Source organism: Caballeronia arationis (genome assembly GCF_001544975.2).
GTDB classification, from domain to species: Bacteria; Pseudomonadota; Gammaproteobacteria; order Burkholderiales; family Burkholderiaceae; genus Caballeronia; species Caballeronia arationis.
Genome location: NZ_FCOG02000138.1, coordinates 1 through 14765, shown reverse-complemented (window position 1 = coordinate 14765; position 14765 = coordinate 1). Strand labels below are relative to the sequence as shown.

12 protein-coding genes are annotated in these 14765 nt (G+C 59.1%); 6 read left to right on the top strand and 6 right to left on the bottom strand.

The window, feature by feature from the left end:
• Window positions 1-944: 944 nt before the first annotated feature.
• Window positions 945-1418: a YbhB/YbcL family Raf kinase inhibitor-like protein gene (locus AWB81_RS35340; RefSeq protein WP_062642317.1), complete on the bottom strand. Its 474-nt coding sequence runs from the start codon at window positions 1416-1418 to the stop codon at window positions 945-947.
• A gap of 940 nt (window positions 1419-2358) precedes the next feature.
• Here AWB81_RS35340 and AWB81_RS35335 point away from each other — a divergent pair.
• Window positions 2359-4134, top strand: coding sequence for a tannase/feruloyl esterase family alpha/beta hydrolase (locus AWB81_RS35335; RefSeq protein WP_062642312.1), 1776 nt, complete (start codon window positions 2359-2361; stop codon window positions 4132-4134).
• 555 nt (window positions 4135-4689) lie between these two features.
• Here the strand turns inward: AWB81_RS35335 and AWB81_RS35330 are convergent.
• The 3 genes from AWB81_RS35330 to AWB81_RS35320 form a co-directional block, all read right to left on the bottom strand.
• Complete coding sequence (locus AWB81_RS35330) at window positions 4690-5655, bottom strand: 2-hydroxyacid dehydrogenase (protein WP_062642316.1); 966 nt, start codon at window positions 5653-5655, stop codon at window positions 4690-4692.
• A gap of 36 nt (window positions 5656-5691) precedes the next feature.
• Window positions 5692-7077: a sodium:solute symporter family protein gene (locus tag AWB81_RS35325; RefSeq protein WP_062642310.1), complete on the bottom strand. Its 1386-nt coding sequence runs from the start codon at window positions 7075-7077 to the stop codon at window positions 5692-5694.
• A 125-nt stretch (window positions 7078-7202) separates the two neighbouring features.
• The gene (locus AWB81_RS35320) at window positions 7203-8408 is read right to left on the bottom strand and encodes a mandelate racemase/muconate lactonizing enzyme family protein (protein WP_062642308.1); all 1206 of its coding nucleotides are present in this window, start codon (window positions 8406-8408) and stop codon (window positions 7203-7205) included.
• Window positions 8409-8519: 111 nt separating this feature from the next.
• Between AWB81_RS35320 and AWB81_RS35315 the strand changes: the two genes are divergently transcribed.
• Window positions 8520-9236: a FadR/GntR family transcriptional regulator gene (locus AWB81_RS35315; protein ID WP_087135407.1), complete on the top strand. Its 717-nt coding sequence runs from the start codon at window positions 8520-8522 to the stop codon at window positions 9234-9236.
• Window positions 9237-9576: 340 nt separating this feature from the next.
• Here AWB81_RS35315 and AWB81_RS35310 read toward each other — a convergent pair whose 3' ends face one another.
• Window positions 9577-9906, bottom strand: a complete 330-nt coding sequence (locus AWB81_RS35310) for a hypothetical protein (RefSeq protein ID WP_062642306.1) — start codon at window positions 9904-9906, stop codon at window positions 9577-9579.
• Window positions 9907-10506: 600 nt separating this feature from the next.
• Here AWB81_RS35310 and AWB81_RS35305 point away from each other — a divergent pair.
• The 4 genes from AWB81_RS35305 to AWB81_RS35290 all read left to right on the top strand — a co-directional run bounded on the left by AWB81_RS35305 (window position 10507) and on the right by AWB81_RS35290 (window position 14111).
• A complete protein-coding gene (locus AWB81_RS35305) occupies window positions 10507-11283 on the top strand; it encodes a bestrophin-like domain (RefSeq protein WP_327373074.1) in 777 nt (258 codons plus the stop codon).
• 137 nt (window positions 11284-11420) lie between these two features.
• Window positions 11421-11717: a hypothetical protein gene (locus AWB81_RS35300; RefSeq protein WP_062642305.1), complete on the top strand. Its 297-nt coding sequence runs from the start codon at window positions 11421-11423 to the stop codon at window positions 11715-11717.
• A 72-nt stretch (window positions 11718-11789) separates the two neighbouring features.
• Complete coding sequence (locus AWB81_RS35295; protein ID WP_062642303.1) at window positions 11790-13103, top strand: TAXI family TRAP transporter solute-binding subunit; 1314 nt, start codon at window positions 11790-11792, stop codon at window positions 13101-13103.
• A 717-nt stretch (window positions 13104-13820) separates the two neighbouring features.
• Complete coding sequence (locus AWB81_RS35290) at window positions 13821-14111, top strand: hypothetical protein (protein WP_062642301.1); 291 nt, start codon at window positions 13821-13823, stop codon at window positions 14109-14111.
• Between the two features lie 225 nt (window positions 14112-14336).
• Here the strand turns inward: AWB81_RS35290 and AWB81_RS47420 are convergent.
• On the bottom strand, window positions 14337-14765 hold a 429-nt coding region (locus AWB81_RS47420; RefSeq protein WP_235026074.1), incomplete at its 5' end, for a hypothetical protein.

Genomic DNA, 14765 nt, shown 5'->3' with positions numbered 1-14765 from the left:
AAATGTCGTATGGGCGGAAGTTAACATCACGCGTCGCAGTTTACAAGTCAACCCGCCAAAGATGTGGGTAAAGACCAACCGAAGAGCGGCCTACGTCACCTGCCGTGTCGGGCGTGTGTGTCGCTTCGGCGATCCGCTGGTCGCAGCTCGGGGGCGGATTTGCCCGCGACGTGGGAATCGGCGCAAATATCTCGTTTCCGAAGATCTCAGGACGCCCGGAAGTGTAGATTTGTCAACCCGCCGAGGGCGGCTCCTGGCCCGGGAGCCGCGGTTCGCAATGTGGCCGGGACCTAACGGATAGCTACGGTCTCTGATCGACCCGAATGCGACCGCCCGCGAGAAAAGCGGCCGTTCAGATAGGCTCCACTGGAGCGCTTTGCTAACGAAATTCCCGCAGGATTCCCAGCGCGACAATAGGCTTCCACATGCTCGGTCGATCTAGCCCTTCTGCGACGATACGCCGTTGCAATCGCCGCGTGCGATAGAACAAGCGCGACGAATCCGTATCAGCAAGTCCCAAACGCGACGGCACGGCAAGGAAAGTCGACCCAGGCAGTAGGCGCGGACGCTTCTGCGGAAAACAGAGCCGTGTATTGGAAGCGAACGCTGGACCACATTCCCGCAGCTAAGCCCCGAGCTCTCCCACGAAGCCATCGCTCACTCAGCAGGCTCCAAAGCCACGCGCGACCAGAGCGCAGGCTCGACGCAAGGGAACTTGCCCGCTCGATAGCGCGACGTGTCGCGTTGCGCATGGCGAGGCAGCAGTTAGGCGGACCTTTTCACAGACCCGACACGCACACGCTACGAGGTTCCGATTGCCGACAATCTTCACATGAACGTCGATCTCGCAAAAAACGACCGCCTTCTGTCTGACGCGCGTGAATAAAGTCGGCACCAGGGAATTTCCTTTGTCGTCAATCCCGACTCATGCAACGACGCGACGTTCATCGCTTCTGATACGTGCCGACTAGTGCCGCGTGCGTTAGTACGTGCCCTTGCATGGCCTTTTCAAGCGCCGCCTTGGTGGGCACTTTCAAATCGGGCAGCACAGTGTCGAGCGCATACAACTTATGGAAATAGCGGTGTCGTCCCACGGGCGGGCACGGGCCGCCATAAGCGGCACGTTTGAAGTCATTGATGCCTTCGAGCGCACCGCTTGGCAATGCCTGCGCAGCAGCGCCATCGGGCAGCCCGGTTGTTGTCGGCGGAATGTTGTAGAGCACCCAATGTACCCAGGTTATTTTCGGCGCGGCCGGGTCCGGCGCGTCAGGGTCATCGACGATCAGCGCCAGACTTTTTGTGTTCGCGGGCACTCCGGACCACTGGAGCGGCGGCGATACATCGCCGCCCTGACAGGTGTACCGCGCGGGAATCTCGCCGTTCTGTTGAAAGGCTTGCGACGTTAGCGTCAGGCTCATGGTGCGCTCCTCAGCGGCAAGGATGGACGGCTGTCCCAGCGTGAAGATCAACAAGGCGAGCGAGAGTGCCACCGAGGAAGGCAAAGCCTGCGCCCAGGCCGCTATCTCAACGCGCCCTATCAGGGGAATGTCGGGCTGGTTGAAGTCTTTCATCGTCACGATCGCCACTGGGAGAACCACTGCCAATGATTGCGAGTTCCCAAATATCGCATGAAGCCCCGCTGGAATCCGGGCCTTTATTTTCGCAACGCGGCATCAATGTTTGTGCCGGTGCAACCAACTCATATGGTGCGAGTCAAGCCACTGAGCTATCCCCTCCGCGGGATGATCGCGCCTGTACCGTTGCGCCACCATGAACCCGGCGACCAACAATACCGCCAAGCCGACTACGAAGTAGATCATAGACTGAGTCATGGCAGCCTCCTTATTAGGTAGCGACCATACTTATATTGTAGGTCAGCCGTACCGGTTTCCGACTAGAGGGGTCAACATCGATTATTTGGCGTCGCCGACGATGGCCGCGAACCACGACACAGCCATTCGCAACACCATCCTCCGCCTCTGGCAACGACGTCCCTAATCCAGGTATACCCGGAAAGTGCGCGATTATTGAACGTCACTGTTCGATAATCGCACAAAAACATTCCTTCGATATAGATGTGACGGAGCGCCTTACCTTAATCTCAAGCCTGAGTCGGAAGAGAACAATAAGAGCATCTGCTTCGGCGATAACTACATTGGAGGGAGACATGGTTCGACAAAGTCAGCCTAAGTAGCGCCGCGTCACCACGTGCTTCTTCAGCACGGACTCATGAGACTGCTTGCCCCTGTCGGTCTGCAACGCAACAAAGCTTCCTTATCGTTCGGATCGGGCTAACGCCACCTAAGGGTGCGCTCATGTCTCTCGACTAATTCGCAAGTCAACCTGTAGGAATGCGAAATGAACATTTTAGAAGATTTAATTCGGAAGTTACTGCTTTCGATTCAATCGACAAGAGAACTCTGCCGAACGAATCGGACGCGTGCGCTGGGCGTCTTGACTATCGTCGCGCTCGGTACTGTTGTTTCCGCCTGCGGCGGCCATGACAGCGATAACAACACATCAGCACCGCAGAATGCTTTCGCAGTCGCCAAACCGGTGATGGCATGCGCTGATCTCGCGAAAGCGAATCTCTCGAGTATTGAAGGCGCTCCGGCGTCAATCACCAGCGCAACCGTCGTTGGCAGCGGAGACGCTTCGTACTGTGACGTCAAGGGAACTGTCACTACGACAACGAACTTCGAAGTGCGTTTGCCAATGCAGACTTACACGCAACGGTTCCTGATGGTGGGCTGCGGCGGCTACTGCGGTTTCATCTCAGCCCCGAGCGGCGTCGCGAGCCAGAGCTCGGGCTGCGTGCCGCTCAATTCCAACCAGATGGTCACCGCCGCGAGCGACCTTGGACACCAAGCGTCATTGTCTAGCGGTGCTTGGGCGAATGGTAATCCGACAGCAGCCATCGACTTCGCCTACGCCTCCATGCACAAGACAACGCTGGTCAGCAAGGCTATCGCGCAGACGTTCTACGGAAAGACGCCTACGAAATCGTATTACCAAGGTTGCTCGGATGGAGGTCGTGAAGGCCTGCACGAAGCACAACGTTACCCTGAGGACTATGACGGCATCGTGGTCGGTGCGCCGGTCATCGACGAAGTACCGACCAACTCGTTCTATCACGGCTGGAATGTTCGTGTGAATACCGGTCCGAATAATGCCCCAATCCTCACGGTGGACAAGATTCCGGCACTTGTGAACTTGGTTCAGGCCACTTGCGCAGACAAGGGCGGCCTCATTCAAGACCCGCGGGTCTGCAAACCCGATCTGACCAAGATCCAATGCGCCAGCGGTACAGACACAGCTCAGTGTTTGACGGCGGCTCAGATCGATGTCGTACAGAAGATCTGGAACGGCCCGGTCGACGAGAACGGAAATCACCTTAGCGCTGGAGACATGCCGATCGGTGGTGAAGCTAACTGGCCTGGAACGATGGTGCCGAAGACCCTCGGTTCCCTGATGATCCCGGCCAACGTGGGCGATGCGGTGTGGTCGAGCGACTTTCCCAACTACATGGCCTTGCTCGGAACCCCGACAGGCATCACTTACACCAACCTGCAATTCACGACGACCGGCTTCACTCAGTTGATGCAATACGGCCGCGTTTGGGACCCGACGAACACCGATCTCAGTAAGTTCGCAGCTCGTGGCGGCAAGCTGATTGTCTGGCACGGCTGGTCTGACACGGGTGCTTCGCCGTATATGTCGCTGAACTATTGGACGCAAGTGCGCAACACCATGGGCGCGGACGCTGCCTCGAAGTTCATGACGCTGTACATGATCCCCGGCGTATATCACTGCAACAGTGGTCCGAACACGACGAAGGAGGATTTTCTCACGCAGATGTTGAGCTGGGTTGAGAACGGCACAACGCCTGGACAAGTCAACGTCAACTTCGTTGCAAGCTCGACCGACTCAACGGTGCTCAAGAGCCGACCGGTGTTCCCGTATCCCTCGACAGTTGCCTATAACGGGGGCGATGTGAACTCGGCATCGTCGTATAACCGCGCGGACGTCCCCGCCGGTGTAAGCGACACTTTCCAATGGCTTGGGCTGTCGTCGTACAAGGCAGGCGCAAACCAGTCCTGCTCAGTAACGAACGGTAGCCTGACCTGCCAGTAGGTCCGCACTGCCAGCGAGCGCTCATTGAACGAGCGCTCGCTTCGGATCTGCACCGCTGCGAAGCAATATTTTCAGGCGTGAATGAATGACCGTTGGTGAATGCAGAGCCGCCCCTTCATATTCAAGCCAGCGCGCCGCATGAACGTCTTCTCTTGGCCGGTCCGGGTCTGCCACAGATCGGGATCGGGCCGGTTACGACCATTCGCCGTCCTCGTGCTGCCGGTGAAGGTCGTCATCGGCGCGCTTGCGTGTCATTTTGGGACCGCGCAGATCGTACCGAAGGGCATGCAGCGGACCGAACGTCCTGCCCGGACAGAATCCTCGCTTCGGCTGCTCTGGAGCGTCAAGCGTCCGACTGAGGACTACGTTCGCACCGTCCCGGGCTTCGTTTCGGTCAAATGGCCCATTCTGCTGCGATCTGTTCCAGTGTGCGGACCCGATGACACAGGTTTCCCACCTGCGCTCGCCGCGCCGCTTCCTGCTGACAACGCCGCTCGTCATGCTCTCCGATCCGCGCACCGGTTCGTCGAGCGATTCCAAGCACGCTGTAGACGCCTATACCGGTGATATCAGCGGCAATCCCCGAGCCAGAGCACCAATGTTGTCAAGAACAAGATGCGCCATTGCCTCCCGCGTTTCCTTGGTTCCGCTGCCGATGTGTGGTGTAAGCAGGACGTTCTTGAGTGCAATCAGCGATGGGGGTACATGCGGCTCATTCTCGAACACATCCAGCCCGGCTCCTGCAATTTCACCGTTCGCCAGAGCACTGACAAGTGCATCCTCGTCTACTACTGATCCGCGGGCCACATTGATGAGAATGCCGTGCGGCCCCAAGGCTTCCAGCACACGCGGATCAACGATGTGTCGTGTCTTGCCTCCTCCCGGTAGCGAGAGCACTAGGACATCTGCCGCTCGCGCCAAGTCGATGATCGAACCGTAATACTCATAAGGTAGATCGCTCTTTGGGGTGGGTCCGTGATAGGCGACACGCATGCCGCACGCGACGACCCGGCTCGCAATCTCGCGCCCGATCCCGCCCATGCCGATGATCCCACAGAGCTTGCCACCGACTTTCGTACCGAGCGGAAACTTCTCGGTAGCCCAATCTCCCGCGCGTACGAAGCGGTCAGCCTCCGCGATGCGCCGGGCGACACCTAAAAGTAGGCCTAGCGCAGCATCTGCAACGCACCCATTGAGCACGTTCGGCGTGTTCGTCACGGCGACGCCACGGTTTCTCGCCGTTTTCAGATCAATCGGGTCAACGCCTACGCCGACGCTTGCGATCAGTTCAAGATTCGGAAGCGATTCGATCAACATCTTGTCTGCGCCGATCGCGCCGCTCGTTGCGAGGACTTCGAAGCGCGCTCCATGTTCGGCCAGGAATGCCCTGCTGTCCGATTGCTCCCATAGTCTGGAAGTCGCATAGGTGCCTTCGAGGCGCTGCATGAGACCGGGATGCAAGAGACCCGCGATCAGCACATGGATTGGGCGATTGCGGGGTTCGGCTGCGGTGTTTGCCATTAAGATAATCACGAGGTTTAGTTGTAAAGCACCAGGTCACGTACGTTCCGCGGCGGCCGATTGATGTCCACGATGCAGGACCTTCCAAAGATGGCTAATCGTCATCACGGCCAACGGCACGCCTAGTGCGAAATACGAGCTATCGACGCCGTACGGATTGCCCGCAACGAACCACGAGATCGTCGCGGCAATCGACAGGACAATGCCCGTCATGGCGCCTCTGGGCGTACCGAAGCGAGGCGCGTAGAAGCACAGAAGGATCATCACGGCGAGCGTGGCTCGGAGCGACTTGCCGAGAAATGCGATGAGCAGGATCTTGCTCGCAAAGAGCGCCAGCACCAGCGGAATCAATCCAATGACAACCGTGCTTATGCGAATGAAGCGCAGAGAAGACCGGTCGTCACCCTGTCCTTTGAAATGCGGTTCATAAAAGTCGCGCAACAGTAACGTGCCCGATGCGATGGTGCTCGCCGATATACCTCCGAATAGCGCTCCGGCCAGACCGATGACGACGATACTCGCGGCAAATGGAGGCATGTGAGCAATGAGCACCGGGAAAGCTTCGATCGACTTGATCCCCGGATACAGCAGTGCGCTGCACACACCAATCAACGCGACGATGATGCCAAAAGGGATCATCAGCGCGGCGACGTAGTAACACGCACGCCGGGCGCCTTTGTCGTCCGGGGTGGTGACAATGCCCTGGATGACATACTGGGTCGCAAATATGGAGCCAATCCCGGCGATCATCCAGGCGATAATCTGTGAGAGTCCTACACCGGTCAGGTCGAACATGCGCGCGGGAAGCGCGCTGCGCAGGTGGTCGTACCCTCCGGACTGCGAGAGCGCAAACGCAAGTGCCAGCACGATGCCCAGATATTTGATGATCGCGTTCAGCGTGTTCGTGTAGATCACCGAGCGAAAGCCCCCGACCGTCACGAAGAAGATGGCGACGAGACCGACAATCACGGTAGCAATGCCGCGGTCGATGTGCATGACCGCGCCGAGAACCGCGCCGCCGCTTGCATAAAGCGCGACCGCGACGACATTCAGCGAAAAGATCGTCAGGACGGACGCGGCATACCGTACGCCTTTACCATACGTCTGCTCGAGAATGGCGGAAATCGTGTTCAACTTCGTGCGACGATATTTGCCAACGAGCAGCAGGCCCAGCAGCAAGAACCCCATCGCTAAAGCAACAAGATTCCATCCGGCGGAGATCCCATCCTCGAAGCCCTTCTGCGCCGTCCCGATGCTGACCGAGCTTCCGATGAACTCCGATAGCATCAGTGCCGCAATGAGCCACGGAGCAAAGGATTTACCGCCCTCGGTGAAGCCCGCGCTGCTGGATGCATGCCGGCGAACGCTATAGCCCATGAATGCGACCAGCGCGAAATACAGCGCCGTGACGCCAATAATCATTGCGGTACGTGTTAGCACTTTCTGTCTCCAATATAAAAGCGTGATAACTGGGGGCAGCCGCTCTTTTCGCGCAGGTCCGGGTGCGTGTGCACGCCGTGCAGGTGCAGGGGCTTTGCCGTGTCGAACTACCGGGATAGTCGGCTTTCGCGAATAACCGCGCCTTTGGTCTCACGAACGTCAGGCAATAGCGCTGTGCCGAGACCCGGGTCCTTGGGCGCCAGCGCAACACCGTCTCGAATGACCGGAAGGCGGTCCACGATCTCGGGATACCAGCTCGCCAGTGATGCCCGTACAACCTCCTGAAAAATCGCGGTGGGGGCGTGAAGAGAAAGGTGCAGGCCGGCCATCAGCGCAACGGGACCCGTGCAGTCGTGCGGAGCAAGTGGTTTGGCATAAGCCTCGGCCAGTGCGGCGATCTTGCGCCCCTCGCTCAGCCCTCCGCACCAGGTCAGGTCTAGCATCACGACATCGAGCGCGTCCGCGGCCAGGATGTCGCGAAAGCTTTTCACTCCCGCGAGGTTTTCGCCGCCGCAGATCGGGGCCCGCGTCTGCCGGCGGAGGTCGGCCACGGCGCTGAAGTTGTCCATCTTGGCGATGGGATCCTCGACCCAAAGCACATTGAATTCCGCGAGCGCATCGCAGATTCTCGCTGCGGCCCGCGAACTCCAGAGGCTGTGGAGCTCGCACATAATCTCGATCCGATCTCCGACCGCTTTTCTGATTTTTCGAAACGGCTCGAGCCCGGTATTCAAGTCGACCAGGCTAATGTGATCGGGACTCTTCATCGCGAAGTCGTCGAACGGCCAAATCTTCATGGCTCGGTAGTCTTCGGCCAGAAGACTTTCGGCAAGCGCGCCAGCATCCCGCATGAACGCGAACTGGTCGTCGTACGGCCCCGCGCTTCGCCCGTCCGCATCAATGATGCGGCGTGCGCCCTGGGCGGTATTGAAGTCGTATCCGGCACACGTGTTGTAGACGGGAATTTGTTCGCGCATGGCACCGCCGAGCGCCACATGCACAGGCACGCCTGCGCGTTTGCCCGCCAGATCCCACAGCGCAATATCAACCGCGCTCGTTGCGCGCACTTCTGCGCTGCTGCTGTTAAACCCGACGTAAGAGCCCATCAGTTCATGCGTGATCGCGGTGACATGCTCAGCGGAGCGGCCCAATATCGCTGGCGCAACTAGCTCGTGCAGCATGGCCTCAACGGCCTGCGCACCGCGGAAGGTCTCACCGAGGCCAATGAGTCCGTCTTCAGTCTCGATTTCCACCCAAATAAGTTTCGGCCGCGCGGGCAGACGAATGGTCCGTATGTTGGTGATCTTTGGCATGGTGAAGAATTTCCGTTCGCTTGACGATGAACCGATTCTGTCGGCCCCACCTTTATGCTGTCAATTTAATCTGCTAGTCTGTCAGACAGGTTCTTATCTTGCGGAAATGCCATGTACTCGCTTCGCGCCTCGTCTGAAATTTCCGTGCATACGCGGGACGAATACGCCTACGATCAACTGCTTGCCCTGATCGGGAGTGGAGATTTACAGGCGGGGACACGCCTGCCAGGTGAGCAGACTATGGCTGAGCGCTTCGGCGTTTCTCGTCCCATGCTTCGTCAGGCGCTCGCGCGGTTGCGCGCCGAAGGCAAGATCTATTCGCGCAAGGGCTCGGGCCACTACGTGAGTGCGAGGGAGGCCTCTTCGCAGATCCTGTCGTATGCGAACCTGGGAAGCATTCCCGACGTGAGAAGCTTTTTGGAATTCCGCCGCAGCCTCGAGGGCGAAAGTGCGGCATGCGCCGCACAGGTCGGCGACCGACTCGCCATTTCAAAACTCAGAAAATGCCATGCGAGAGTGGGAGAAGCGTTTTCGCGTGGAGAATCCGGCATCGACCAGGACATCGCCTTTCACATGGCGGTAGCGCAGGCGACCGGCAATCGTTTTTTTGCGCACACGCTGGGCGCTCTTTTGGAGCAGATGAGCTTTAGCATTCGTCTCGTCCGGGATCTCTCCGGCACGACCCCGGTCGCGCCGCGTCGTCAGGCTGTCCTCGACGAACATGCACAGATCGTTAAGGCAATTGACGAGGGCGACACGGACCGCGCGCGAAACGCGATGCGAGACCACATCGAAGGCGGCATAGCGCGCCTGTTCAATGCAAGATAATCACTACAACAGGTGCTCGCGTATGGATCAGCGAATGGACGGCAGGAAAGTCGCCATGTTCGATCATCGAGCAACCAATGGTGCGAATGGCCGTTGCCTGGCAACCACCCGCGTCCGTACGCGATATTCGTCGATGACCACCACTTCGTCTGGCTCAGCGTTTGGACCGCGAACGCGCTCGTGTACTTCGACATGCTCCCGTTGCCACACGCTCACGGACGCGCGACCGATGATGGGGCGACCTGCCGAGGTGTGGCAATCCGAATCGGGCATCGATTATCTTGTACGCTATCGCTCCGCGGCGCCCGAGAACGGATCGAACGAACGGCAACGGGGCCCGTTAGTCCGTTGATTGGGTCGGTCGAGCGTCCGCACCGCCCTTGCGTGCCCCAAAGAGCGGCATCCAGAACGGCTTGAACCACTGCGCCCACAGGGACTCGGCCTTTTGCGGATTAACTGGTTCGCCGCCCGGCGACCTGCGCGCGAGCAGTTGTTCCAGCGTGGCTTCCGCTATCCGGCGCCCCTCCGAAAAGCTCATATGTGCCGGCGTCAGTCGGTTCAGCGCGATCGGATCCGCGAGCAGCGCACGCAACGCTTGCTCGTCCATCGCTTCGAGCTGCAGTTCGTACTCGATTTGCAACGTGCTTTGCAATTCGGCTGAAGTCAGCATGTCGTCCGCCTCCGGGGTTCAGCGACGATGGTTCATCGCGTCTTCGGGCACACTGCCTACGCGGCTCGCCATCGACGAGCGGCAGCGGCCGCAGCCGTCTCCACCCATGCTGCCGTCCGAGCGCTTCATGTACTGCGCCTCGCTCTGTAGATGAGCAGTATGGCGCATTTGTGCAAAGCAGCAAATACAATTTTCATGCCAATCAGGTGGCAGTTCTAGGGGAGAGTAACGGCCTGTCGACTTCGGCGGACGGCGGTCCATCCACGGCCGATTGACTGTGCCCTGACGCAACCGGCCGTAGGCAAGGTGTAACGGTCGTTTGTGCAGTCGCGTCAGTCGCTATGGCCTGAGTCAGCGAGACTCAGCAGTTCCTTGCTCGTGCGACGTTGCTCTGTATCATTGATTGCCTGGACATTCCCTCAGACGAACGCTCGCGCGTCCGATCGCCTGACCTCAAGTCCCATGCCGCAACGGCGCAACCGCTGGAAGTGGTGCGCCCTAGCCTACAATGCTTGGGAAACCAGCCTGCATCGTGCGACGGCCGAGCGCGGGAATGGCTCGCAACACCAGAAGCGGTCCCGTGGCGGAACGGATGTTTAAGTGAAGGATGAAAACGTGACCCACGTCGTCATCGCCTTGATCGCGTTCCTGTGCATATTCTGCAGCGCCCTGCTTGGCCTTTACCTGCGCGGCAGGTTGCCGGAGCACCACCTCAGCGAGGACTCGACCAGCGCCATCAAGCTCGCAACCGGTCTGATCGCGACCATTGCAGCCCTGGTGCTCGGGCTGCTGATCTCATCGGCCAAAGGCACGTTCGACACGGTTAAGGGCGAACTTGTGCACAATGCAGCCAGCATTGTTCGCCTTGACCGCCTACTGTCCGAGTACGGACCGCCGACACAGGAACTCCGTGGCACCCTCAAACGCGACTATGCGTGGTGGGTCGATCTACTGGCGTCCAGCGACGCCTTCCGCTCGGCGCGGCTGGACAACCCGGAAATCAGCTCCCGGATGGAGGAATTCCGGCGCAAGTTGGCGGACCTCTCGCCCGCCACCCCCGCGCAAAACGAGATCCAGGCGCGCGCCCTCCAGATCTCCGATGAAATCTACGAGGCCCGCTTGCGGGCGCTGCTGGAAAGACAAGGCTCCATTGCCATGCCGCTGCTGGTCGTGCTGGTCTCGTGGCTTGCCATTATCTTTGGCGCATTCGGACTGCTTGCGCCGCGAAACCGGACGATCGTGGTCGCCTTTTTCCTGTGCGCGCTCTCGGCTTCCGGGGCGATCCTCCTGATCCTGGAAATGGATACGCCGCTCAATGGCGTGATCAGTGTCTCGCTGGGGCCAATGCGCGAAGCGCTCTCCCAGCTGGGCAACTAGCTGCGCCCATGCGACGGGCCGCGCTTCCCTCCTTCAAGTGAACGAAGGTGTGCGGGCTACGGCACGAAGGCTCTCCCGAGCCGTAACGCGGCGAATTCGGCGGTGGGCGGGATCGGCTTGACGTAGGCGACGTGACGGTGTGGCGCAAAATCGGCGCCATGCAAGATGACGTGGACCAAGTTTATAAACGGCTACAGGGGAAATCGAGGCGCATCTACCTGATCGACGAGGCCGGATCCTGCGGCTATGAACAGTACCGGCAGCTGGTCGACAACGGATTCACCATCGGTCATTCCACGAAAGCCAAGCGGCGCGTCAAGACCGCGGCGCGACGCAATCAAACTGGCCGTTCGCTGCGAGCCGGCGACCTGTCCGCCGTCCATGTGTCGACCGTGGAGGACGACGCGTTTCGCGAGGATACTCTGTTGTCTTAGGGCCAGGAACACGACACAATCGATTGCATGCCCAGGCAGATCCATCCGCTTCATCGCAGCCGGAAAGCGCCCATGCCGCCGTGGCGGCGGAGGCTACTCATGGTCGGCGTCGTATTGCTGCTCACCGTCCTCAGCTGGTCGCTAGCGGTCATCATCAAGCCCGCCATCCAGCGCACGATCGTCATCACGACTGGCGCGGACAACGGCATCTACCGCAGTTTTGCGGATCGCTATGCCCCCATCCTGAAGCGTTCAGGCATCAAGCTCGACATCCGCACGTCTGCCGGTTCGATCGAAAATTACCAGCGGCTGAAAGATCCGGAAAGTGAATACGAAGCAGGCTTCATACAGTCAGGTACCACTAGCCCAAAAGAATCAGACGGTCTTCAGACGATCGGCGCGGTGTCGTACGAGCCAATCTGGGTGTTCTATCGAGGCGATGCCACGGTCAACCGGCTGGCAAAGTTACGCGGCAAGAGGATTTCCATCGGCGTTCTCGGCAGCGGCCTGCTCAATGTGTCGACGGTGCTGCTCAACTACAGCGGCATCACCGCTCAGAACACAACGCTCCTGCAAATGGAAGCGCTCGACGCATACCGAGCCCTCGAAAGTGGCGCTCTTGATGCGGCATTCTTCATCGGCAGACCCGATGCCGCCATGCAGCAAACTCTACTGAACAGCGATCTGAAACTGATGAGCTTCGCGCAAGCCGATGCCCTTACGCAAAAATTCCCGTCACTCGCCAAGATCGTTTTGCCACGTGGATCGACCAGCATTGCCGACGATCGTCCTCAGAGCGACGTGACCCTGCTGGCCGCCACGGCCTTGCTGGTCTCTAAAGACACCCTGCACCCGGCCCTCGTGTACCTGCTGCTCGACGCAGCCGAGAAGGTGCATGGCCGCGAGGATTACTTCACCCCGCTAGGTGCGTTCCCTAACGTCAGGACCCACGAATTTCCAGTTTCCGACGTAAGCGCGCGCTACTTTAAATCCGGCCCTCCGTTCCTGCAGCGCTACCTTCCATTCTGGCTTGCGAGCTTCGTCGAACGACGCCTGCTGATCCTGCTTCCCTTCATGGCCTTGCTGCTTGGTTTGCTGCAGGCATTGCCGCGCATGGCTGAGGCCCGAATGAAACACCGGCTGGTAGTCTGGTATCGCGAGATCAAGGCGCTCGAAGACGAAATATGGAAGAACAGCCAACCAACTCTGGACCAGATCGCGCAGTGGCGTGACGAGATCGAGAACATTGAAGCTCATGCCAACAAGATCCGGATTCCGCAACGTTATCTCGAGGATGTATACGCTCTGAAGCAGGCGATCGGCGTCGTGCGGGGCAGGCTCTTTCAGGCGGCGGAGAGGGTCGTGGCCCAGCATGCTATCGATTGATAGATTTGAAGGGGGCGTTGTTGGGCCAGGTGTACGCGCTTGTGCGCGAGGTCGCCGCGACGTGCCTTCTTGCGACGGATAGACGGAGCCTTCAGGCAGCAAACCTAAATTGGAACGGACGCTGGTGACCGGTCGGTGTGGGAGAAGTACGAATGGCTTATTGCCAGCCGATCCGCCGACTGTAGGATTGCGCGTGCATATGGCCGTTGTCGAAGTGGAGGCGCCGTTCGACTGGCCTCGCAACCGTGCGAGTGAACGTCGCATAATGGCCGCCCTCTGCCTGTCGGCAATCGGGAGCACGCGACCCTAATGAGACGCTGCGCGTTTGATGGCGAACGTCCTAAAGCTATCGGCGGATTCAACGATCGATCACTCGCGATCGAGCCACACTTAGCGCTTCTCTATTGTTCTCTTTTGCACCGCACGCTTACACAAAAAAGGCGTGGCGCGAGCCGTCGGCACTGGCGCGTTGCATGTCGTTGAGCTCGGCGATTAGTCTGAGAATCGCGCTTCGCATAGCCTGCGATCTTTGCTACGGCGCCCCGAATACCGACTACACTTGAAGGCACCCGCCGGAACCGCGTCTGCGGTACTTCCAATTCCTCCATCTCCCCCTAGTATCGACGCGCTTTAAGGTGGAACACTCCACCACGGGTCGTTCACACTGTTCGTGCGGGACGTTCACTACGCTGATCAATCAAACAACAGGAGACAATCATGCAAGCGGTTTTAAGAGCATATTCCGGAAGCGGTGCCAAAGAGTTATTTGATGTGCTGGAGGAGCGCGCCACAGACGTCGAAGAGCTACTGCGCTCAGTCAAAGGTTTCGTGGGCTACACGCTGACCCGCAGCGGCGATGGCGGTTTTTCAGTGACGGTATGCAACGACAAGGCGGGAGTCGATGAGAGCCTTCAAAAGGCAAAGGACTGGATTGCGAAGAATGCGGCAAACACCGGTGCGGCCGCGCCGAAGGTAATGGAGGGCTCGGTCATCATTCATGTGAAATAGACTTTGCCATTGAGACGGACTCATGCACACCCTTTGCCTGATGACGGGAGGCGCTGCATGGTAGTCCCCCTTTCCATTGAGCTCTGCTGCTGGGCCTCCCTCTCGCTGCAGAGTTCTTATTGTGGGAACAAGACAAACCGACCCATCGGTCTGGACCCGGTGGAAACCGTCACGTCGCCTCCACCGCAGATGGAACTGATCCGGCCAGCGTGACCACTCTGTTCTTCACTCGCACGGAAAGCGCAGCCATATCGACGCCGCCTGCCTTCCTGATTGCACGTGTTCTGAGACCTGGCGGCGACAGGCCAAGACAAAGGCGTCGGCAGTGGCACTGCTCATGCCCGCAGCCAATGGCTTGACTTCGGCACAGGTGAGCAATCCTGCTTCGTTTGGACCCGCATGGGACTTCGGTCCAAACGGCGCCTGCGATGCCGCAGGCGCGACGCATTCGGCCTTGCAATGGCAGCCATAACGGAGTCCGGGACGACTGGCTCGGTGAGCGCAGCGAATGGAGCGGGGGTGTCCCGAATTTTGTGTAAACAGGTTGTGGTTTAACGGGGCATCAGCCTGTCCTCGTACTGGATAGTAAAGCGGTTCAAAGCTGCCTTCCAATCGCGGATTGGCATCGTCCAGTTCTTGCTGATGTTGTTCAGC

What these genes read in the sequence shown, in the direction of transcription:
- AWB81_RS35330 (WP_062642316.1), bottom strand. Translation starts at nt 5,655, where the DNA reads ATGGCAAACACCGCAGCCGAACCCCGCAATCGCCCAATCCATGTGCTG.
- AWB81_RS35290 (WP_062642301.1), top strand. Translation starts at nt 13,821, where the DNA reads ATGCAAGCGGTTTTAAGAGCATATTCCGGAAGCGGTGCCAAAGAGTTA.
- AWB81_RS35325 (WP_062642310.1), bottom strand. Translation starts at nt 7,077, where the DNA reads ATGATTATTGGCGTCACGGCGCTGTATTTCGCGCTGGTCGCATTCATG.
- AWB81_RS35335 (WP_062642312.1), top strand. Translation starts at nt 2,359, where the DNA reads ATGAACATTTTAGAAGATTTAATTCGGAAGTTACTGCTTTCGATTCAA.
- AWB81_RS35295 (WP_062642303.1), top strand. Translation starts at nt 11,790, where the DNA reads ATGCCGCCGTGGCGGCGGAGGCTACTCATGGTCGGCGTCGTATTGCTG.
- AWB81_RS35315 (WP_087135407.1), top strand. Translation starts at nt 8,520, where the DNA reads ATGTACTCGCTTCGCGCCTCGTCTGAAATTTCCGTGCATACGCGGGAC.
- AWB81_RS35340 (WP_062642317.1), bottom strand. Translation starts at nt 1,418, where the DNA reads ATGAGCCTGACGCTAACGTCGCAAGCCTTTCAACAGAACGGCGAGATT.
- AWB81_RS35320 (WP_062642308.1), bottom strand. Translation starts at nt 8,408, where the DNA reads ATGCCAAAGATCACCAACATACGGACCATTCGTCTGCCCGCGCGGCCG.
- AWB81_RS35310 (WP_062642306.1), bottom strand. Translation starts at nt 9,906, where the DNA reads ATGCTGACTTCAGCCGAATTGCAAAGCACGTTGCAAATCGAGTACGAA.